The organism is Staphylococcus sp. Z5-21, assembly GCF_056529615.1.
Genome location: NZ_CP096462.1, coordinates 1,943,091 through 1,964,485, shown reverse-complemented (window position 1 = coordinate 1,964,485; position 21,395 = coordinate 1,943,091). Strand labels below are relative to the sequence as shown.

Annotated in this window: 20 protein-coding genes and 1 pseudogene; 9 read left to right on the top strand and 12 right to left on the bottom strand. The window is 33.6% G+C overall.

What is annotated here, in order from left to right; genetic code table 11:
* Positions 1-67: 67 nt before the first annotated feature.
* The 9 genes and pseudogenes from M1D64_RS09730 to kapB all read right to left on the bottom strand — a co-directional run bounded on the left by M1D64_RS09730 (position 68) and on the right by kapB (position 8,060).
* Positions 68-1,226 (bottom strand): annotated as a pseudogene (locus M1D64_RS09730) (NAD(P)-binding domain-containing protein).
* A 557-nt stretch (positions 1,227-1,783) separates the two neighbouring features.
* On the bottom strand, positions 1,784-2,140 hold the full coding sequence (locus M1D64_RS09725; protein ID WP_037538893.1) for a Na+/H+ antiporter subunit G1: 357 nt from the start codon (positions 2,138-2,140) through the stop codon (positions 1,784-1,786).
* The gene (locus tag M1D64_RS09720; protein ID WP_002483805.1) at positions 2,118-2,411 is read right to left on the bottom strand and encodes a Na(+)/H(+) antiporter subunit F1; all 294 of its coding nucleotides are present in this window, start codon (positions 2,409-2,411) and stop codon (positions 2,118-2,120) included. The genes M1D64_RS09725 and M1D64_RS09720 overlap by 23 nt, the downstream gene beginning before the upstream one ends.
* Complete coding sequence (locus tag M1D64_RS09715) at positions 2,408-2,890, bottom strand: Na+/H+ antiporter subunit E (protein WP_011303517.1); 483 nt, start codon at positions 2,888-2,890, stop codon at positions 2,408-2,410. Before M1D64_RS09715 ends, M1D64_RS09720 begins: the two co-directional genes overlap by 4 nt.
* 1 nt (position 2,891) lies before the next feature.
* Positions 2,892-4,388 carry a Na+/H+ antiporter Mnh1 subunit D gene (mnhD1, locus tag M1D64_RS09710; RefSeq protein ID WP_002483803.1) on the bottom strand — a complete coding sequence of 499 codons (1,497 nt, stop codon included), beginning with the start codon at positions 4,386-4,388 and terminating at the stop codon, positions 2,892-2,894.
* A complete protein-coding gene (mnhC1, locus tag M1D64_RS09705) occupies positions 4,375-4,722 on the bottom strand; it encodes a Na+/H+ antiporter Mnh1 subunit C (protein WP_002483802.1) in 348 nt (115 codons plus the stop codon). The genes mnhD1 and mnhC1 overlap by 14 nt, the downstream gene beginning before the upstream one ends.
* Entirely contained in the window at positions 4,722-5,150 is a 429-nt protein-coding gene (gene mnhB1 / locus M1D64_RS09700) for a Na+/H+ antiporter Mnh1 subunit B (protein WP_011303515.1), read from the bottom strand. The genes mnhC1 and mnhB1 overlap by 1 nt, the downstream gene beginning before the upstream one ends.
* Positions 5,131-7,548: a Na+/H+ antiporter subunit A gene (locus M1D64_RS09695; protein ID WP_041079606.1), complete on the bottom strand. Its 2,418-nt coding sequence runs from the start codon at positions 7,546-7,548 to the stop codon at positions 5,131-5,133. Before M1D64_RS09695 ends, mnhB1 begins: the two co-directional genes overlap by 20 nt.
* Positions 7,549-7,676: 128 nt before the next feature.
* Positions 7,677-8,060: a sporulation phosphorelay system protein KapB gene (gene kapB, locus M1D64_RS09690; protein ID WP_100217402.1), complete on the bottom strand. Its 384-nt coding sequence runs from the start codon at positions 8,058-8,060 to the stop codon at positions 7,677-7,679.
* A gap of 64 nt (positions 8,061-8,124) precedes the next feature.
* Here kapB and M1D64_RS09685 point away from each other — a divergent pair, with 64 nt between their 5' ends.
* From M1D64_RS09685 to M1D64_RS09665, 5 genes are all read left to right on the top strand, one after another.
* A complete protein-coding gene (locus M1D64_RS09685; protein WP_002483798.1) occupies positions 8,125-8,718 on the top strand; it encodes a peptidylprolyl isomerase in 594 nt (197 codons plus the stop codon).
* A 310-nt stretch (positions 8,719-9,028) separates the two neighbouring features.
* Positions 9,029-9,409 (top strand): S1 domain-containing post-transcriptional regulator Ygs, encoded by a 381-nt coding sequence (gene ygs, locus M1D64_RS09680; RefSeq protein ID WP_002483797.1) that lies wholly within the window; start codon positions 9,029-9,031, stop codon positions 9,407-9,409.
* A 233-nt stretch (positions 9,410-9,642) separates the two neighbouring features.
* Positions 9,643-10,776, top strand: coding sequence for an NADH-dependent flavin oxidoreductase (locus tag M1D64_RS09675; protein WP_002483796.1), 1,134 nt, complete (start codon positions 9,643-9,645; stop codon positions 10,774-10,776).
* A 370-nt stretch (positions 10,777-11,146) separates the two neighbouring features.
* The gene (locus tag M1D64_RS09670; RefSeq protein ID WP_002483795.1) at positions 11,147-12,337 is read left to right on the top strand and encodes an ornithine--oxo-acid transaminase; all 1,191 of its coding nucleotides are present in this window, start codon (positions 11,147-11,149) and stop codon (positions 12,335-12,337) included.
* A gap of 110 nt (positions 12,338-12,447) precedes the next feature.
* Entirely contained in the window at positions 12,448-13,692 is a 1,245-nt protein-coding gene (locus tag M1D64_RS09665) for a Glu/Leu/Phe/Val family dehydrogenase (protein ID WP_002483794.1), read from the top strand.
* Positions 13,693-13,795: 103 nt separating this feature from the next.
* Here the strand turns inward: M1D64_RS09665 and M1D64_RS09660 are convergent, their stop codons facing one another.
* The 3 genes from M1D64_RS09660 to M1D64_RS09650 all read right to left on the bottom strand — a co-directional run bounded on the left by M1D64_RS09660 (position 13,796) and on the right by M1D64_RS09650 (position 17,680).
* Positions 13,796-14,785 (bottom strand): glycerophosphodiester phosphodiesterase, encoded by a 990-nt coding sequence (locus tag M1D64_RS09660; RefSeq protein ID WP_480977474.1) that lies wholly within the window; start codon positions 14,783-14,785, stop codon positions 13,796-13,798.
* 320 nt (positions 14,786-15,105) lie between these two features.
* Complete coding sequence (argH, locus tag M1D64_RS09655; RefSeq protein WP_069821848.1) at positions 15,106-16,485, bottom strand: argininosuccinate lyase; 1,380 nt, start codon at positions 16,483-16,485, stop codon at positions 15,106-15,108.
* Complete coding sequence (locus tag M1D64_RS09650) at positions 16,475-17,680, bottom strand: argininosuccinate synthase (protein WP_041079603.1); 1,206 nt, start codon at positions 17,678-17,680, stop codon at positions 16,475-16,477. Before M1D64_RS09650 ends, argH begins: the two co-directional genes overlap by 11 nt.
* Positions 17,681-18,022: 342 nt before the next feature.
* Here M1D64_RS09650 and M1D64_RS09645 point away from each other — a divergent pair, with 342 nt between their 5' ends.
* From M1D64_RS09645 to lepB (M1D64_RS09630), 4 genes are all read left to right on the top strand, one after another.
* Positions 18,023-19,354 carry a glucose-6-phosphate isomerase gene (locus M1D64_RS09645; protein ID WP_002483790.1) on the top strand — a complete coding sequence of 444 codons (1,332 nt, stop codon included), beginning with the start codon at positions 18,023-18,025 and terminating at the stop codon, positions 19,352-19,354.
* Between the two features lie 239 nt (positions 19,355-19,593).
* Positions 19,594-20,169 (top strand): TVP38/TMEM64 family protein, encoded by a 576-nt coding sequence (locus M1D64_RS09640; protein ID WP_011303507.1) that lies wholly within the window; start codon positions 19,594-19,596, stop codon positions 20,167-20,169.
* Between the two features lie 4 nt (positions 20,170-20,173).
* Positions 20,174-20,692, top strand: coding sequence for a signal peptidase I (gene lepB, locus M1D64_RS09635; protein ID WP_002483788.1), 519 nt, complete (start codon positions 20,174-20,176; stop codon positions 20,690-20,692).
* 18 nt (positions 20,693-20,710) lie between these two features.
* Positions 20,711-21,286, top strand: coding sequence for a signal peptidase I (gene lepB / locus M1D64_RS09630; RefSeq protein ID WP_011303505.1), 576 nt, complete (start codon positions 20,711-20,713; stop codon positions 21,284-21,286).
* Positions 21,287-21,395: the final 109 nt, after the last annotated feature.

The window sequence follows — 21,395 nt, the reverse complement described above, 5'->3', positions numbered from 1 at the left end:
CTTGGACGCTTTTTTATATTTCAGGATTCAAGTAAATCAATATATTTAGATGACATAGTTTTATGTTTTAGATAAATGTGGCGTCGTTTGAAGTTGTCTTTTCATAGACTTCTGAAATACGTAAAGCAGCTTCTCGTCCGCCCATAATATTTCTAGCAAATGGACCTAATTCCAAATCAGCTAAGCCGCCACTGACAAAAAGATTTGGCAGCCATTCTAAATTAGCATTAATGGATGGCAAACCACAGTGAGTAATGGGGGCTTGGTAACTATCGACAAGTTGTTTGATCACTGGCTGTTGCATGATACTTTCTTTAAAACCCGTAGCAAGTAGTAAATGGTCATAATACATACAATATTGTTTCGTATGTATAGCATGGTTGGCTATATCTGTGATTTCATTTTTATGAATGATTAAGCGACCTTGTGCAATATATTTTTTTAATCTTAGTTCCAGTTCTTTTGGCATAGAGCCTTTGTGTCTTTCTTGTTTAATCAAATTAAAGCGCGCCTTTGAAGATGTCATTTGGCTAAAGTATTTCATATTTTTGGGGCCTAACCAGCCTGGATCAGCATCAAAGTCATGTATGGTAATGTCTTTTTTTCATCCATAAATGTATTGGTTCAGTGTTATTCTTTTTTAATAATTTTAATGTAAGGTGTGCAGCAGAAATGCCACTACCTATAATGTGAGATGCATGATGGGTCAAACAATGCTCGTTTTGAAATATATACGTAACATCTGGTTGATTATGGAATAATTCAGGTATAAAGGGGTCATGATTGCAACCAAATGCGATAACTAAATGTGTTGATTTGATCCATTGATTATGACACAGTATGTGCCATTGCGATTGTACGCGTTTAATTTGAGAAACAGTACCCTGAACGTGACAATCATTTAAATTGTAGCTATGTATTAAATCGTGTGTATGTTCCATAAAGATGTCGCGATTCGGTCTCTTATATGGACCATATGAAGCATGGGTGTATTGTTTTTTCTTACCATACTGTTTTAAGTGAAAAGGGTCGGGATGTACATGATGTACACATGGTGAGCGTAAATAAGGCATATCAATGCTTTTTGTGAAATGATCAAATTGCTCACACAAATTGGTATGTGGGTCTATAATTGTTAACTTTGTGCAATCTAGACCAAGCGATCTTAATTTGATTGCAATTGTCACGGCGTGGATGCCACCGCCGATAATTGTCCATGATGACAAATAAAAACACTCCTTTTTTAATCGTAATAATTACGATTTAATATATCATGGACTGCTAACGATGACAATAGTATGTTATAAACATTTTTGAACATTTACATGCATCTTATTACGACTAGACAAAGTGTCGATGCATAGACGCGTAATTTGAGCACGAGCATTTTAGTTCGATACATAACTTTGATAACCATGCGATGCGTGGTCAAGTGCATAAGATTTTAAAAACAAAGAGGGGAGTGGGACAGAAATCAAATTTTTTAATAGAGATTTCGTAGTCCCACCTATGCAATCAAGGCAAGTATGATTAGGATAAAGGTTTACCTGAGCTAACGCTCATGTATAAGTCTCACTAGCATTTTTATGTGACATACCTCATATACTTTTGTATAAGAACTACTCATTTTCATAAAATAAGTAATTCTTTAAAGCAGTGAGACTTTACATTTTCAATTCAGTCATATACTGCCTAAACGAAAAAGAGTCTGAGACAACTATTTATGTCCCAGACTCCTCAATTTTAAGAATAGGTATATTCCAAGTTCTAAAAATACCCTGTATTATAATTTTGTATTTTTTAAATCTTTTTTGATTTCATCGTGCTTCGTTCTTTTTGAAGCGGGTGTATTTAAATTATATGCAGATTTAATAATAAGGTGACTGGCTAATGGTCCGGTAATTAAAATAAACAAGATACCGATGATTAATTGCATATTAACGTACCCTTCACGTCCAATAAAGAATAAGAACACACCACTGATTAATAACATTGCGCCTAATGTTGCAGCTTTACCTGCCGCGTGCGCTCTAGCATAGACATCATCCAGACGTAAGATACCAATGGCAGCAAGAGCACTGATGAGTGAACCTATTATAACCAAGATAAGCGCTATGCTAATGACGATCGTTGTTATCATGTTCAATCACCTTACCTTTATCCATATACTTAGCAAATACTGCTGTACCAAGGAATGCAAGTATACCTATTAATAAAATAGCAACCATCATATATTTAGTACCTAAGAAAATACTAAATAAGGCGACAATGGCCATTAATTGAATACCCATCGCATCGAGTGCAACAACCCTATCAGCTAGAGAAGGGCCGATAATTACACGAACTAACATGCCTAGCATTGACAACGCAACGATAACTAATGCAATTACTAATATGATATTATAGTTCATTCATTTTCTCCTACCTCTCTGACCACTTTTTCAAGGGAAGACTTGATGCTTTCAACTTCTTCTTCTTTCGTACTGAAATCGATACTATGAATATAAATTTTTGTCCGATCATCACTAATTCCTAAAACAATTGTACCAGGCGTTAGTGTAATTAAATTGGACAGTAATACAATTTGCCAATCTTTTTTTAAATCTGTGTTGTAAGTAAAGAATGCAGGTTCATTATCAATGTTAGGTTTAACGACAATACGTATGACATCGATATTGGCTTTGATGAGTTCTATTAAAAATACAAGGAAAAGTTTTATGATTTTATATACTGTAATGAGATAAAATCTACCCGGTAATACACCACGCATAATATAAACTAAAAGTAATGCGAATAAATAGCCTAAAATGAAGTTATTAAAATTATAACTACCTGTAACAAATAACCAAAATACAGACAAAATTAAATTCACTAATATTTGAATCGCCATTTTATTTTCCCCCCAATACACTGTCAGTGTATACACTTGGATTGTAAAACGTTTCTGCTGCATCTTTAATGATTGGTTGTAACCAATCTGCAGAAAGTCCAAATATTACAGAAATAACGACAGCAACAATGGATACAGTAAGAATCCCTTTATATTGTAATTTAGGATTTACTTGATAACCTTCTGATTTACCGAAGAACCCTTGTAAAAAGATTCGTATCACAGAATAAAGTACAACCAGACTTGAAAGTAAGACTACAATACCACTTAAATAAAATCCTTTTTCAAAAGTAGCTTGAACGATATAGTACTTACCATAAAATCCACTAAGAGGGGGAATACCAGCTAGACTAAGTGCTGCTATAAAGAAAGTCCAACCTAGCACTGGGTAGTCTTTAATAAGACCGCCATATTTACGTAAGTCATGTGTTTTTGTAATTTTATACATGACACCAATTAGGAAAAATAAGGCTGCTTTGATTAACATATCATGTAGCGTATAGTAAATCGCACCCATCATACCAGTTTGATTCATCATCGCTACACCGACAAGAATGACACCTACAGCAATCATGATATTATAGAGTATGATTTTTTTAGTATCAAAGTAACTTATGGCGCCAACACAACCAAAGATGATTGTGAGTAGGGCGAGAAACAGTATAGTATAGAATGAAAAGTTCGATGTATCTCTAAAAAATAGGCTGGCAGTTCTAGCAATGGCATATATGCCTACTTTAGTTAATAAGGCACCGAAGAAGGCAATAATTGCAATAGGTGGTGCGTAATAAGCACCTGGCAACCAAATATACATTGGAAAAGCACCAGCTTTTGTAGCAAATACAAAGATAAATAAAATAAATATAATGGTTACAATGCCACTATCTTGTGATGGTAGTTGACTTAACTTTTCGCTGATATCAGCAAGGTTCAACGTGCCTACTACCGAATAAAGCATAGCTACAGCAATAACGAAGAATGCTGAAGAAGTCACATTTACAAGAACATATTTAATCGTTTCACTCAATTGTACTTTTGTGCCGCCAATAACTAAGAGAATATAGGAAGCCATCAAGAATACCTCGAAGAATACGAACAAGTTAAATATATCGCCGGTAATAAATGAGCCTATGACTCCAGTTAGCATAAACATAACAGCGAAGTAATAGTAATATGTTTCGCGTTCAATACCTACAGATTGATAGGAATATAAAATGATGAGCATTGTGACGATGAGGCTTGTGATGACAAGTAATGTACTGAATATATCAAGTACAAAGACAATACTATAAGGTGCATCCCATGAACCAAGCTCTAAAGTAATTGGACCATCTTTTAAAACATTATTTAAATTAATAAAAGCGAATATTAAAGTTAATGCCGTACCTGCTAAGGCAACATAACGTTTGATTTTAGGACGTTTACCAATGAAAATGAGTGCGATAATAGTAATCATTGGTATGACGAGTAATGAAATGATTAAGTTACTCTCTATCATCTTCTAGCACTCCTTTCATACTTTCTACGTTGTCTGTGCCTAATTCTTTATAACTTCTAAAAGCAAGTACTAAGAAAAACGCTGTGACTGAAAATGAAATAACAATAGCGGTTAAAATTAATGCCTGTGGTATAGGATCAACGTAAGAAGTAATACCTTTCTCATATATAGGTACTTCACCTTTTTTTAAACCGCCCATTGTAATTAAAAATAAGTTTGCAGTATGTGTTTGTAATGTAGTCCCAATAATAATGCGTATCAAACTCTTAGAAAGAATGAGATAGACACTCATTGCAGTGAGAATACCACATACGAAAATCATCAATATTTCCATTACTCATTCTCTCCAATCGATAAGATTATAGTCATTACTGTACCTACAACTGCACACATAACACCTAAATCAAAGAAAGTAGCTGTGTGCATCTCCATTGGTGGTAAAATACCTAATGGAATTTCAAACGGCGTATGTGTGAAGAAGTTTTTATTATAAAACCAACTTGCCATTGGTGTTGCTAAACAAAATAATAAGCCGATACCGATTAATATTTTAAAATCCCAAGGGAATATCTTACGCATTGTTTTAATATCAAAAGCGACCGTAATAATAACGAGGGCACTTGATAACAATAGACCACCAACGAAACCACCACCTGGTGTATAGTGTCCGGCCAAGAATAAAGATAGACCAAACATTACTATGAGGAAGAAGATAACAACTGCTGAATATTGAAAAATTAAATTATTCTTCTGTCTGTTCAACGTTTTTACCCCCTTCATCAGATTTATCATTTTTCGCACGTAATTTAATCATGGTATAAACACCTAATCCAGCAATACCCAACACGGAAGACTCAAATAATGTATCGGTACCACGGAAGTCAACCAATATGACGTTAACCATGTTTGTACCATGTGCTAAGTCATAGACATGCGTTTTATAAAATTCTGCGATAGAACCGAAGTGTCTGTTACCATAAGCGATTAATCCAAGTACGGTAACGACAATACCAGCACCAACAGAAATAACAATATTAACCAATTTGAATGAACGTGTTTCTTTATGTCTATTTAGATTAGGTAAATGATAGAAACATAATAAGAATAATGCAGTAGAAATGGATTCAACTACAAATTGTGTAAGTGCTAAGTCTGGCGCACCGAAGAAAATAAAGAATATAGCAACAGAATAACCGACAGCACTGGCCATAATTATACTGAATAGTCTGGATTTAGCGAAAATAATCATTGAAGCTGCTGTAATAATGAGCACTACAATAATTAATTCGAAAGGACGTATCGCACTGACATCTTTAAAATCAATATTGAAAGGTGTAACTAATAATGTAACTAAGGCAATAACAATGAGAGATGCAAAGATAATGACTAAATTATTACGTGTGAATCCAGTAACATACGTATCTGTAAATTTGCTAGAGTATCTAGGTGTTACATCTCCTAATTTATTATACCAGTAATTAATTGTCAGTTTAGTTGGTTGTTTTTGTAATAAATAAATCCAATAACTGAATGTAATGATTAATACAATACCAACAATATAAATGCCTAATGTAGAGAAGAAGGCTGGTGTAAAGCCATAGAACATATGAAATTCCGCTGTCGAATTTGTTGTTTGACCAATTGCATTCACCGCGGGTTCTATAATAGAACCTGAAAGTATCGCAGGGAATAACCCAAATACGATAACTAAAATGGCTAAAATTGACGGAGAAATGAGCATTAATGGTGAAACTTCATGTGCTTTTTTAGGTAATTTATCTTCTTTATAACTACCTAAGAAAATTTGGCCAATAAACCTTACTGAATATACAAATGTAAACACACTACCGATAATAGCGGTAATTGGAATTAAAATACCGAGTGTATCTAAACTAAATAAGTTTACATTAGTAACTTCGATCATACTTTCTAAAAATTTTTCTTTAGATAAAAAACCATTAAATGGCGGTATGCCTGCCATACTTAAAGAAGTGATTAATGTGATGGTAAACGAAATAGGCATAATGGTTAATAAACCGCCCAGTTTTTTGACATCACGGGTACCAGTTGAATGGTCAACAGCACCAGTAATCATAAATAGTGCACCTTTAAAGGTAGCATGGTTAATCAAGTGGAAGATGGCTGCCGTAAATGCTGCGATGTAAATTTGACTTTCAGCACCTTCAAAATGAAAGCTTACTGCGCCTATACCGAGCATTGCCATAATCATACCTAGTTGAGATACAGTAGAAAATGCGAGTATCCCTTTCAAATCTTGTTGTTTTGTTGCATTTAATGATGCCCAAAATAGTGTGATGAGGCCAACAGCAGTCACTGTCCAAATCCAACCTTGAGACACTGCGAATATAGGTGTCATACGTGCCACTAAGTAAAGCCCAGCTTTAACCATAGTTGCTGAGTGAAGATATGCACTAACAGGCGTTGGTGCTTCCATCGCATCTGGTAACCAAACATAAAATGGAAATTGTGCAGATTTAGTCATTGCACCAATTAATACCAGAATCATAGAGAAAATAAAAAATGGACTTGTTTGGATTTCTGAGGCATTACTTATCAATTCTTGAATACTTGTTGTTCCACCGGCAATGGAAAGTAAGATAATACCACCCAAAAGTGATAAACCGCCAAATACAGTAACGAGCATTGATTTTTGTGCTCCGTAAATTGAGGCTTGTTTATCACGCCAAAATGAAATAAGAAGGAAACTTGAAAATGAAGTTAATTCCCAGAATAAATATAAGATAATTAAATTATCTGATAATACAATACCTAACATTGCACCCATAAAAAGCAATAGGTAACAATAAAAATGTCCTAATTGCTCTTGTCGACTTAAATAGCTTATAGAATACAGTATAATTAAACAGCCAATGCCAGTTATAAGTAAACTGAATAATAAACCAAGACCATCTACATACAAATTAAAGTTCATACCAAAATGCGGCATCCAATTTGCTTTTTCCATAATGGTATTGCCTGACATCGTTGTTGAAATATATGATAAAAAATATATAAATAAGACGACGGGGATAGGTAACACAAACCATCCTAAATGTATCCGTTTATAGAACCGATATACAAATGGAATAATGAGTGCAAATATCAACGGTAATAGTACCGCTATATGTAACAAACTCATTATATTATCCTCCTTTTAAAATTTATTATAAATTCATTATACATGAATTGAAGAGTTCTGAAAAACGTGTTTAAGCCTTGAAGGACTTGAAATATATGTGTTGTTAAATAAGAAGAAACACGGTATTTTTATTCAAAATTTTGTTTATATTGAAGTGAATAATCTGCTTTGAGACGCTGTAGATTTTCAAGCGACATTGTTGCGTGCAATGTATTTTCAGCTTTTAATTTTTCTTCTAAATGTGTAATAGCTTGTTGTAAAGATACTTTATATGGTAATGGTTCTACATTAAAAGGTCTTAAATGAGATTTTTTAGTGTAACGCTTTTCATATTGGCTCAGTGCTTTTCTTTCGTGAAAGAAAACATTTTCTGTTTCTGTTGGATTATGCAAATCCCCTTGTTTAGGGTGTTTAATGACTTGTTCAACTTGTACGAGTACTTGATTTTCATCTTCTTCCTTAATGGTAACGCCGTAACTGCCAGTTTTATGTGAAAAACGATATAACATGATTCATTCCATCCCTTCTTTTATGTTAGAATACATATATCATCTTAACATGAAATGGAGAATAAAAATGACGAACTATCCTCAGTTAAATACAGAAATTAACGGTAATGAAATTAAATTGATTATGCACACAAATAAAGGAGATATGACCTTTAAACTATTACCTGATGTAGCACCAAAAACTGTAGAAAATTTTGTGACACATGCGAAAAATGGTTACTATAATGGTGTAACATTCCATCGTGTCATTAATGATTTTATGGTACAAGGTGGCGACCCAACAGCTACAGGTATGGGTGGAGAAAGTATTTATGGTGAACCTTTTGAAGATGAATTTTCAAAAGAAGCCTTTAATATTTATGGTGCGTTATCTATGGCAAATGCTGGTCCACATACGAATGGTTCACAATTCTTTATAGTACAAATGAATGAAGTACCCGAATCAATGTTGAGTCAGTTAGCTGACGGTGGTTGGCCAGAGCCAATCGTTAAAGCATATGCTGAAACGGGTGGCACACCATGGTTAGATCAAAAACATACAGTGTTTGGTCAACTGATTGAAGGTAAGGATACTTTAGAAGACATAGCAAACACTAAAGTAGGGCCACAAGATAAACCATTACATGATATAACAATCGATTCAATTGAAATAGTCGAATAATACGAATGACATTGTAAATTAAAGTACGAATTGAAAGCCTAGATCAACCCAATAAATCGTATGGGTATATCTAGGTTTTTTTTTTATCGACGAATTTTAAAGGCATAGACATCGTTGGCAGTAATATATCAATGCAATAATAATCAGCGTGGCATACGTATGTTTTATCCATTGCTGTAATCATGATGAACCACTGATTTATGTCTGCCTATGAATGAAATGTGAAATTTTTCTACTATAATATTAGTGCCATCGTATAATGTATGCTATTATAATAGTGTTAAGAAAAACGAAATAAGGGGTTATCACGTTGAATAATCACTATAAAGTAGGTCAACATGTCAAAGTTCGTGTGACTGGTATTCAACCGTATGGCGCTTTTGTAGAAACCCCTGACAATGCTGAAGGTTTAATTCATATTTCTGAAATTATGGATGATTACGTCCATAATTTAAAAAAGTTTTTATCAGAAGGGCAAATTGTAAGAGCGAAAGTGATTTCAATTGATGATGAAGGTAAACTGAATCTTTCTTTAAAAGATAATGACTATTTTAAAAATTATGAACGTAAGAAAGAAAAACAGTCAGTGTTAGATGAAATTAAAGAGACCGAACGATATGGGTTTCAAACAATTAAAGAACGCTTACCGGTTTGGATAAAGCAGTCCAAAAACGCGATTAAAGATGAGTAATTTATCTTTTGAAAAAGCTGCCATTTCATGATTGAAATGGCAGCTTTTTTGTTTATAACATTTTAGTAAATATGACAATAAAGTGAGTATTTGTTTTAAAGTATGCGAATATGGCTATACAAAAATATATGCGTGAGCATATTTATTTTAAATTAAAACTGAGGTAGCTAAAATAAAAAAGTATTAAAAATTATCCAAACTTTTTAAAAGTACATTTAGGAGGAACAGTAAACATGAATCAAAAATTCCAACCATTATTTGAAAAATTAACTTTACCGAATAAAGTTGAATTAGATAATCGTTTTGTATTAGCGCCATTAACACATGTATCATCTAATGATGATGGCTCTATTTCTAATGAAGAAGTCGTATATATGGAACAACGCTCAAAAGATGTAGGATTAGCCATTTCCGCAGCGAGTAACGTTACCGATTTAGGAAAAGCATTCCCTGGTCAACCATCTGTTGCACATGATTCGAATTTAGAAGGTTTAAAACGTTTAGCGCAAGCTATGAAGAAAAATGGTGCTAAAGCAATTGTTCAAATTCATCACGGTGGTGCACAATCATTACCTAATTTAACACCGGGTGGAGATGTTGCTGGACCTAGTCCGATTTCAATGAAAAGTTTTGGTGAGCAAGAAGAACACCATGCACGTGAAATTACAGTAGATGAAATTAAAGAAACAATTAAAGCATTTGGAGAGGCAACGAAGAGAGTCATTGATGCTGGATTCGATGGCGTAGAAATTCATGGTGCCAACCATTATTTAATTCATCAATTTGTTTCACCTTATTACAACCGTCGTGATGATGAATGGGGAGAAGACCGTTTGAAATTCGCTTCAGAAGTGATTGATGAAGTAACCGAAACGGTTAAAAAGTATGGTAGTAAAGATTTTATTGTTGGCTATAGACTTTCACCAGAAGAAGTAGAATCTCCAGGTATAAGCATGGAAATTACTGAAACATTGGTTAAGCATTTAATTGAAAAACCATTAGACTATCTACATGTATCATTAATGGATATACATTCTAAAACACGTGAAGGTAAATATAAAGGTCAAGAACGTGTACAATTATTATTAGAATGGATGGACGGCCGTATGCCATTAATTGGAATTGGTTCAATCTTTACTGCTGATCAAGCAATTGAAGCAATTGAGTCTACGAAAGTTGATCTTATTGCTTTAGGTAGAGAAATATTACTAGATCACAACTTTATTAGTAAAATTAAAGACGGTAAAGAAGATGAAATCATTTCACAATTTGATCCTGAAAGAAAAGATAGACATCATTTACCACCAAATTTATGGGATCAATTCAATCGAGGATTCTACCCATTACCAAGAACAGATAACAAATAAATAACACATTTGAACGCATAAATTTTCTGATGAATGAATCCAGAAGATTTATGCGTTTTTTACGAATATAATGCTTAAACATACAATTAAATTTAAAAATAATAATAGTTAATTTTATTTTTAAATTTAAGGAAATTTTCTTGTAATCATAGTTAGGGTTATGTCATTATATATGTAAGGGCTTACATAATTTTGACAATTGTATATATGAATTTAACAATACAAAAAATAGCGTATTTAAGACGTTGAACAGTGATTGAGTAAGCTGTTTTAGAAAATAGTTTCAGTTCACGTGTAAATACGTTATGCTATGAGTGAGTATTGCTTAGGAGTCATTTTTGCTCTTAAATTTTTACAAAGGGGAGATATCATGTCAAGATCAGAAGAAATCATTGAAGTAACAAATCATTATGGTGCACAAAACTATGTACCACTTCCAATTGTTATCTCGGAAGCGGAAGGCGTATGGGTCAAAGACCCTGAAGGAAATAAATATATGGATATGTTATCTGCATATTCAGCTGTAAACCAAGGTCATAGACACCCTAAAATTATCCAAGCTTTGAAAGAACAAGCGGATAAAGTTACATTAGTTTCACGCGCTTTCCATAGTGAAAATCTAGGTGAATGGTATGAAAAAATTTGTAAGCTTTCTGGCAAAGCAAAAGCTTTACCGATGAACACTGGTGCGGAAGCAGTTGAGACTGCATTAAAAGCAGCACGTCGTTGGGCTTATGATGTTAAAAATATACAACCAGATAAGGCAGAAATTATTGCTTTCAATGGTAACTTCCATGGTCGAACAATGGCGCCTGTTTCCTTATCGTCTGAACCTGAATACCAACGTGGGTATGGCCCGTTATTAGATGGTTTCCGTAAAGTAGATTTTGGCGATATTGAGGCTGTTAAAGCAGCAATTAATGAAAATACTGCAGCTATTCTGATTGAGCCGATACAGGGAGAAGCAGGTATTAATGTACCTCCAGAAGGTTATTTGAAACAAATTAGAGAATTATGTGATGAGCATAACGTTTTATTTATCGCTGATGAAATTCAAGCTGGTCTTGGACGTTCAGGTAAATTATTTGCAACAGATTGGGATAATGTAAAACCGGATGTTTATATTCTAGGTAAAGCTTTAGGTGGCGGTGTATTGCCAATTTCAGTGGTATTAGCAGATGAAGAAGTATTAGGTGTATTCACACCTGGTTCACACGGATCAACATTTGGTGGTAATCCACTTGCTTGTGCAGTCTCAAATGCAGCGCTAGATGTCATTATCGATGAAGATTTACCAGGACGTTCTTTAGAGTTAGGTGATTATTTTAAATCAGAATTAGAAAAAATAGACCACCCAGCAATCAAAGAAGTACGTGGACGTGGATTGTTTATCGGAATTGAACTTAATGAAGCAGCAAGACCATTCTGTGAATCTTTAAAAGAGCAAGGTTTATTATGTAAAGAAACGCATGATACGGTAATTAGATTTGCACCACCACTTATTATTTCTAAGGAAGAATTAGACTTTGCATTAGACAAAGTTAGAAGTGTTTTTGAGTAAATTCACATTTCTGTAACATATGTTCTGAAACCCCTTTAAAAAGGTAAATCTTATGTTACAATTATCATGAAAGCGAAATCATTAGTAACGAAAAAGAGGCGAAATGAATCATGACTGAGAATAATAATTTAGTTACTTCTACGCAACAAATTATTAAGGAAGCATTGCATAAATTGGGATTTGACGATGGTATGTATGATTTGGTAAAGGAACCTTTACGTTTCCTACAAGTTAGAATTCCTGTACGTATGGATGATGGTACTGTACAAACATTTACTGGTTATCGTGCACAGCATAACGACGCTGTTGGACCAACAAAAGGTGGGGTTCGTTTCCACCCAGACGTTGATGAAGAAGAAGTTAAAGCATTATCAATGTGGATGACATTGAAATGTGGCATTGTAGATTTACCATACGGTGGTGGTAAAGGTGGTATCGTGTGCGATCCACGTCAAATGAGTATTCATGAGGTAGAGCGTCTATCTCGCGGATATGTTCGTTCAATTTCTCAATTTGTTGGACCGACAAAAGATATTCCAGCACCAGACGTATTTACAAACTCTCAAATTATGGCATGGATGATGGATGAGTATAGTTCGCTAGATAAATTTAACTCTCCAGGGTTTATCACTGGTAAACCGATTGTATTAGGTGGTTCACAAGGACGTGACCGTGCTACTGCACTAGGTGTTGTCATTGCTATCGAACAAGCGGCACAAAGAAGAGGACTAAATCTTAAAGGTGTGCGTATTGTCATCCAAGGATTTGGTAACGCTGGTAGTTTCTTAGCTAAGTTCTTGTATGATATGGGTGCAACAATTGTTGGGATTTCAGATGCGTATGGTGCATTACATGATCCAGAAGGTTTAGATATTGATTACCTATTAGATAGAAGAGATAGTTTTGGTACGGTTACGAACTTATTTGATGAAACAATTTCAAATAAAGAATTATTTGAAATTGATTGTGATATTTTAGTTCCTGCAGCCATTGCGAATCAAATTACTGAAGACAATGCTCATGATATTAAAGCTGATATTGTTGTTGAAGCGGCAAATGGACCAACTACACCAGCTGCAACACGCATATTAACTGAACGTGATATTCTACTCGTACCTGATGTATTAGCAAGTGCTGGTGGAGTTACAGTTTCATACTTTGAATGGGTGCAAAATAACCAAGGTTATTATTGGACTGAAGAAGAAGTTAACACGAAAATGCGTGAAAAGCTTACAACAGCCTTTGACACAATTTATGAATTATCTCAAAATAGAAAAATTGATATGCGCTTAGCTGCATATATTGTAGGTGTTAAACGTACGGCAGAAGCTGCACGTTACCGTGGTTGGGCATAAGCCAATACAGATATAACAAAAACGACAATTGCTGTTTTTATCAGCAATTGTCGTTTTTTCGTATGTTGTTTAATGGATTTAAAAATAAAGGAATAAACAAAAATTAATATTTATTCTGTTCTCCTTCATTTATTACTTGTTTGTATAGATCTGGATAATTTGTAAATACACCGTCAACACCATAATGATTCAATCGCTTCATATCTTCTGGGTCATTAACTGTAAATGGGTGTACAAGTAAACCAGCTTTTTTAAGATTTTTAACATTTTGTGTTGTTAAATCAGAGGCTTCAGGAGCTACACCAATTGCATAATTTCTAATTTCATTAAAATCTTGCTGAGATAAAGCTAATAATTCACCTTTATCAAGTAAACGGATTAATGGCACATTTGAGTTTAGTTTCTGCATTTTAAGTAAACTTTCTTGTGAAAAAGATTGTACTAAAACATGACCATTATTAAGTGATTGTTTATTTAACATATGATGTTTATTAAGGGAATCCAATAATTTTTCTTCCATACCTGGATAAACATCAGGCGATTTTGTCTCAATGTAGTAATTAGCTGATGTTCCATAACGCTCTAAAATTTCATCTAGGGTTGGAATTTTTGCACCTTTATAATTTGAATTAGCATATTGCGGATTTTGACTATTAAATTTACTGCCTGCATCTAATTGTTTTAATTCTTTTAATGTATATTGATCCACTCTACCTGTTCCATTTGTTGTACGATCTACTGTTTCATCATGCATTGCAACTAAATGGCCATCTTTAGTCATCTGTAAATCAATTTCTATGTATGAGGCACCTATGGCATTATGACTCTTATCATATGAGAAAAAAGTATGTTCTGGTGCATAGCCGCTCGCACCTCTGTGTGCAATTGTCGTGAATTTTTCGGCTGTCAAATTTTGTACTTTCTTTTGGCTTTGTTGTGATTGATTACTAGACCCGCTTTGTTGCTTTGTAGTGTTTGACTGTTCCGTATAGGTATTACCGTTTCCCGAAGCTTCAATAAATGATGAAGTACACAAACCCGATAATGTTAAAGCAGTTATACTAGAAACGATTAGCTTATGTGTATGTTTCATAATGACGACACTCCTTAATATGAACTATATACTCACAGTACATAAAAAAGAGGGGGATGAGAATAGAATTTACAGTATTATAATTCAAAATAAATAAAATTAATTTTAAGCTTACAATTTTAAAAGAAATATATAGTTATAGAATCTAAAGTGAAGACAATGGAAACTTTTAAAATAAAGATGAAACTGAACCCCAAATTTCTAATAGAGTTTTCCTAGTCATCTATTACCTAATTGAAGAAGAGTCTGGAACATCTATTTTTGTCCCAGACTCTAACTATTATATGCGACCTAATGACATATTAAAAATCTATGCATGTTTAGTCATTGAGTTGTTTATGAATGATATCGAGTTGTTGTTGTACCGATGATTGACCCGTCGAACCGTAACTAATTCTTCTGCTTACACAATTTTCTGGTTTTAAATAATCATAGATATCCGCTTCTATCAGTTCATTTGTACTCTGATATTGTTCTAAAGGTACATCTAATAAATATATATTATGTTGAATAGACCAAAGCACAATTTTACCAACAACCTCGTGTGCGCTCCTAAAAGGGACACCTTTATTCACAAGATAGTCTGCGAGTTCAGTCGCATTTGAAAAATCATTGTATACCGTTTGTTGTAGACGTTCAACATTAACGGTCATTGAATCTATCATACCGTCAAATATGCGTAAGGATCCTTTTAAGGTGTGAACGGCATCAAATAATCCTTCTTTATCTTCTTGCATATCTTTATTGTATGCTAAAGGTAGACCTTTGAGTGTTATCAACATACTCATCAAGTGACCAGTTGTACGTCCAACTTTGCCTCTTATAAGTTCAGCCATATCTGGGTTCTTTTTTTGAGGCATAATGGATGAACCAGTTGAAAAAGCATCTGATAAGGTAATAAAATTTGCTTCAGCTGAAGACCAAAAAATAATTTCCTCAGCAAAACGTGACAAATGTACCATCGTTAATGAAATATTGTGCAATGTTTCAACAATATAATCTCTATCACTCACGGCATCCATACTATTTTCATATATGGCACTAAAATCCAAAAGTGATTGCGTTTCATGACGATCAATCGGATAGGTAGTACCACTTAATGCGGCCGCACCTAAAGGAGAAATATCAATGCGTTTTAAACTATCTTGAAAACGTGATTTATCTCTTTCCAACATCCAATAATAAGTTAGTATATGGTGCGCGAATGAAATAGGTTGTGCTCTTTGTAAATGTGTATAGCCTGGCATAATAGTGTTAATATGCGATTCAGCAGTATTTACAATTGTATGTTGAAATTGTGTAATTAATTCAATCAAAGCATTGACTTCAGCTTTTGTATAGAGATGCATATCTGTAGCAACCTGATCATTTCTACTACGACCAGTGTGTAATCTACCTCCAGCATCACCAATACGCTTAATTAATTCATGTTCAATATTTAAATGAATATCTTCTAACGAAGCATCCAATTCTAAATTATCTTGTTCATAATCCTTCAATATAGCATTTAAACCTTCAATAATTTGCTCGCAGTCTGAATCTGTAATGATATCTTGTTTCGCTAACATTTTTGCATGTGCAATACTCCCTTGCACATCATACTGAATTAACGTCTTATCGAAGTGGATAGAGGCATTGAATTCATCAACCCAATCCTCAGGTTGCTCGCTAAATCTACCACCCCATGCTTTATTGCTCATCTTTATAGCCACCGTGTAACATTGAATTGACTTTTGTAGGTAATCCAAAGATATCAATAAAACCAACTGCAGATTCTTGATTAAATGCGTCTTCTTTTGTATAAGTTGCTAATTTTTCGTTGTATAACGTATAAGGTGATTGTCTACCATTGACGATAGCATTGCCTTTGTACAATTTAAGACGTACATCACCAGTAACGTGTGCTTGTGTACTATCAACAAATATTTTTAAACTATCTGTAAGCGGAGAGAACCATAGGCCATTATATATTTGTTCAGAAAATTGTTTTTCAATAACTGGTTTGAAATGTGCAACATCTTTTGTCAGTGTAATTGTTTCTAGCGCTTTATGTGCATTCATAATTACTTCTGCTGCGGGTGTCTCATAGACTTCTCTTGATTTAATACCAACGAGTCTATTTTCTACGTGATCTACTCTACCAATCCCATGTTTACCTGCGAGTTTGTTCAATTCTAAGATGAGTTCACTTAATTTATAAGCTGTGCCATCTAAAGCGACAGGGATACCTTTTTCAAAAGAGAGTACAATTTCTTCGGCTTCATCTGGCGCGTCTTCTAATTCGTTTGTTAAATCATATGCATCTTTTGGTGGTGCAGCATAAGGATCCTCAAGAATGCCACATTCATTACTTCTACCCCATAAATTTTGGTCAATTGAATAAGGAGAATCATGTTGAATAGGGACTGGAATATTATGCTTAATTGCATAATCGATTTCTTCTTCACGGCTCCATGCCCATTCTCTTACTGGTGCAAATACTTTTAATTCAGGGTCTAATGCTTTAATTGCAACTTCAAAACGTACCTGGTCATTTCCTTTACCTGTACATCCATGCGCAATACCTACTGAGTTTGTTTTGCTAGCAATTTCAACGAGTTTTTTTGAAATTAAAGGTCTTGATAATGCTGATACTAAAGGATATGTTCCTTCATACATTAGATTGCCTTTGATTGCATACGATACATAATCTTGGCTGAATTCTTCTGTAGCATCAATAATATGACATTCTATAGCCCCCATATCTAATGCTTTTTGATGTACTAATTCTAAATCTTTACCCTCACCGACATCTAAGCAACATGCAACCACATCATAACCTTTATCTAATAACCATTTAACTGCCACACTAGTGTCTAAACCACCTGAATATGCTAATACGATTTTCTCTTTCATACTGCCACCTCATTTAATTTGATTGAATTTGTCTTTTTTTATGAATTTGATATGGATAGTATAGCAGATTATGAATGAAAATAAAACCATTATTTTACATAAATATACATATAATATTTTGATCTTTAGTATGAAAGTTGATTTATAGGGCTTTAAATATGAATTTATGTTATAGGAAGGGGAAATGTAATGTATATAATAGTGAATAAATTATAAAGCTCATTATTCTTGGATGATAAGGTTTAACTATTATTTTTGATAAACGATAGGCTAGTTGTTTGAATAGTCAAAATAAACTTAGTAAAATAATAATGAAATTAAAAACACTGGAGGCAATTCAATATGACGCATATTCAATTAGATTATGGTAAAACTTTAGAATTTTTTGGCGAACATGAACTACAACAACAAAAAGATATAGTTAAATCAATTCATAATACTATCCATAAAGGTACTGGCGCAGGCAGCGACTTTCTTGGTTGGATTGATCTTCCTGTTGATTATGATAAAGAAGAATTCTCACGTATTTTAGAAGCTTCAAAACGTGTCAAAGACAACTCGGAAGTATTCGTAGTTATTGGTATTGGTGGTTCTTATTTAGGTGCACGTGCTGCGATTGAAATGCTAACTTCTTCATTTAGAAATAGCGATGAATATCCTGAAATTGTATTTGTTGGCAATCACTTATCATCTACTTATACTCAAGAATTAATAGATTATCTAGACGGTAAAGATTTTTCAGTAAACGTTATTTCTAAATCTGGTACTACGACTGAACCAGCCGTATCATTCAGATTGTTTAAACAACTTTTAGAAAATAAATATGGTAAAGAAGAAGCGAAAAAACGTATCTTTGCTACTACAGATAAAGAAAAAGGTGCATTGAAGCAATTAGCTACAAATGAAGGTTATGAAACATTTGTAGTGCCAGATGATATCGGTGGCCGTTATTCAGTATTGACAGCTGTTGGTTTATTACCAATTGCAGTTGCTGGTATTGACATTAAAGCAATGATGGAAGGTGCAGCGAAAGCACGTGAAGAATTGTCATCTGAGAATTTAGAAGATAATATTGCTTATCAATATGCAACGATTCGTAACGTTTTATATGCAAAAGGTTATGATACAGAAATGTTAATTAACTATGAACCATCAATGCAATATTTCAATGAATGGTGGAAACAATTATTTGGTGAATCTGAAGGTAAAGACTACAAAGGTATTTATCCATCAAGTGCAAACTACACAACAGATTTACACTCACTTGGACAATATGTACAAGAAGGTCGTCGTTTCTTATTTGAAACTGTTGTTAAAGTAAATAATCCAAAACATGATATTACGATTGAAGAAGATAGTGATAATTTAGATGGTTTAAATTATTTAGCTGGAAAAACAATCGATGAAGTAAATACAAAAGCGTTTGAAGGTACATTATTAGCGCATACTGATGGTGGTGTACCTAATATCGTTGTAAATATACCTCGTCTTGATGAAGAAACATTTGGTTACGTTGTTTACTTCTTTGAATTAGCTTGTTCAATGAGTGGTTACCAATTGGGTGTTAATCCATTTAACCAACCTGGCGTAGAAGCATATAAACAAAATATGTTCGCTTTATTAGGTAAACAAGGATTTGAAGATAAAAAAGAAGCATTAGAAAAACGTTTATAATATTTTCTAGTAGTTTGAAGTTAGATTGCTTACATTAAAATATGTAATGACAATGAAAAAGAGTGTGACGTTTATAGCGTCGCACTCTTTTTATGCATTTTTATCGTATGCATAAATCTAATACATGATAGCAAGCTCATTCCTGAGACCGATTTATCACATGCTGAATACTTTATAGTTTTAAATAAGCAACTTTACACTTATAATTATATAGAATAGTTATAATGAGGGTTGATTTAATGACAGAGGAGCAAGTACAGCATTGGTTTGATATGTTTGGTAGTTTAGGTTATATTGCAGGTTTCCTGCTACCTTTTATTGAAGCTTTTATTCCGATTTTACCAATCATTGTGTTTATCATTGTAAACGTCAATGCTTTTGGGTGGTTTATAGGTACTGTATTAGCTTGGGCTGGGACAGTTGCAGGGAGTTATATTGTCTTCTTGTTTTTCAGAAGATTAAATAATACAAAGTATATGAAAAAGGTTCAGCAACGTACTTCTGTGCAGAGGTTGATTCATTTTATCGATCGAAGAGGCGTTATTCCTATCTTTATTTTAATGTGCTTTCCATTTACACCAAGTGCACTCGTAAATATCGTTGCAAGTATGTCCCATATTAAAGCGCATGCTTATCTAACTGTGCTGATTATTTCTAAGTTTATCATGATTGGACTCGTTGGTTGGTTAGGCAATGATATTACGACTTTATTCTCTAATCCAACACGATTGATTACAATTGTGGTTGTCATTATCATCGTTTGGTTCGTTGGAAGGAAGATTGAGAAACATTTTATGAGTTCGTCGGAGGAGTGACAACTTGCGAAAAATATTAAAACATTTGATTTCAATTATAATTGCGATTATTATAGTACTGTTGATTCAAGCTTTTGTTATTACTGGTTCGGTGGTGAAAGACAATACAATGTCTCCGAATCTAAAGGAAAATGATCGTATATTTGTAAATAAAATACAATCAACATTTGATTTGTTAGATAATAATGATATTATAATGTATCGTAATGGTGATGATATTCAATATAGTAGGATTATTGGCAAGCCTGGGCAGTCGATTGCTTTTAAAGGCGGTAAGCTTATTAGAGATGATAGGCAAGTTGATGAACCTTATACCCAAAACAGCATAGAAAATTTATCACTTAGGGATATAAAAAATTCTGAAAGTGATATCATACCACCAAATGCTTATTTTGTGCTCAATGATCAACGTACGAATAAGCATGATTCTAGGACATTGGGCTATATTAAGAAAGAAGATATTATCGGTAATGTTAGTATGAGATATTACCCATTTAAAAAATTCACGGTAGACTTCAATTAAATAGACGAGGTGTAAAAATTGAGAAAAGAGATAATCGAATGGATTGTATCCATTGTAGTAGCAGTTGCATTAGTATTGCTGATTGTTAACTTTGTGGCTAAACCGTATACAGTTAAAGGTGACTCTATGGATCCGACATTGAAAGATGGAGAACGTGTGATTGTAAATTTATTTTCTAAAAATTTAAGTGGCATTGAAAAAGGAAATGTTGTTGTATTCCATGCTACAAAAGAAAATGATTATGTAAAACGTGTGATTGGTACAGAAGGTGACAACGTAGAGTACAAGAAAGATGAATTGTACGTTAACGGTAAAAAAGTAGATGAACCTTACTTGGATTATAATAAGAAGCATAAACAATATAATTACATTACAGGAAGCTTTGAAACTAAAGATATCAATCAAGTAGATGAAAAGAATAAAATTCCTAAAGGTAAGTTGTTAGTGTTAGGGGACAACCGTGAAGTAAGTAAAGATAGTCGTTCGTTTGGTTTAATTGACGAAGATCAAATAGTCGGTAAGGTATCATTCAGTTTCTGGCCGCTAAATGAAATGAAATTTGGATTCAATCCTGATACAGATTATGGAAAGTAGATAAATTGTGTAAGAGATAGAACGCTCGTACCAATAGATGATTTCATTGTCTATTACAATAATTAAAAAATGAACTGGAGACCAAGTAGGTTTCCAGTTCATTTTTTAT

Excerpts from the sequence above, each read along its gene's own strand:
- mnhD1 (WP_002483803.1), bottom strand. The coding sequence starts at position 4,388 with ATGATAGAGAGTAACTTAATCATTTCATTACTCGTCATACCAATGATT.
- M1D64_RS09695 (WP_041079606.1), bottom strand. The coding sequence starts at position 7,548 with ATGAGTTTGTTACATATAGCGGTACTATTACCGTTGATATTTGCACTC.
- M1D64_RS09650 (WP_041079603.1), bottom strand. The coding sequence starts at position 17,680 with ATGAAAGAGAAAATCGTATTAGCATATTCAGGTGGTTTAGACACTAGT.
- argH (WP_069821848.1), bottom strand. The coding sequence starts at position 16,485 with ATGAGCAATAAAGCATGGGGTGGTAGATTTAGCGAGCAACCTGAGGAT.
- M1D64_RS09670 (WP_002483795.1), top strand. The coding sequence starts at position 11,147 with ATGTCAAGATCAGAAGAAATCATTGAAGTAACAAATCATTATGGTGCA.
- M1D64_RS09645 (WP_002483790.1), top strand. The coding sequence starts at position 18,023 with ATGACGCATATTCAATTAGATTATGGTAAAACTTTAGAATTTTTTGGC.
- M1D64_RS09675 (WP_002483796.1), top strand. The coding sequence starts at position 9,643 with ATGAATCAAAAATTCCAACCATTATTTGAAAAATTAACTTTACCGAAT.
- M1D64_RS09640 (WP_011303507.1), top strand. The coding sequence starts at position 19,594 with ATGACAGAGGAGCAAGTACAGCATTGGTTTGATATGTTTGGTAGTTTA.
- M1D64_RS09715 (WP_011303517.1), bottom strand. The coding sequence starts at position 2,890 with ATGGCGATTCAAATATTAGTGAATTTAATTTTGTCTGTATTTTGGTTA.
- M1D64_RS09685 (WP_002483798.1), top strand. The coding sequence starts at position 8,125 with ATGACGAACTATCCTCAGTTAAATACAGAAATTAACGGTAATGAAATT.
- mnhC1 (WP_002483802.1), bottom strand. The coding sequence starts at position 4,722 with ATGGAAATATTGATGATTTTCGTATGTGGTATTCTCACTGCAATGAGT.
- M1D64_RS09665 (WP_002483794.1), top strand. The coding sequence starts at position 12,448 with ATGACTGAGAATAATAATTTAGTTACTTCTACGCAACAAATTATTAAG.
- M1D64_RS09725 (WP_037538893.1), bottom strand. The coding sequence starts at position 2,140 with ATGATAACAACGATCGTCATTAGCATAGCGCTTATCTTGGTTATAATA.
- M1D64_RS09660 (WP_480977474.1), bottom strand. The coding sequence starts at position 14,785 with ATGAAACATACACATAAGCTAATCGTTTCTAGTATAACTGCTTTAACA.
- M1D64_RS09720 (WP_002483805.1), bottom strand. The coding sequence starts at position 2,411 with ATGAACTATAATATCATATTAGTAATTGCATTAGTTATCGTTGCGTTG.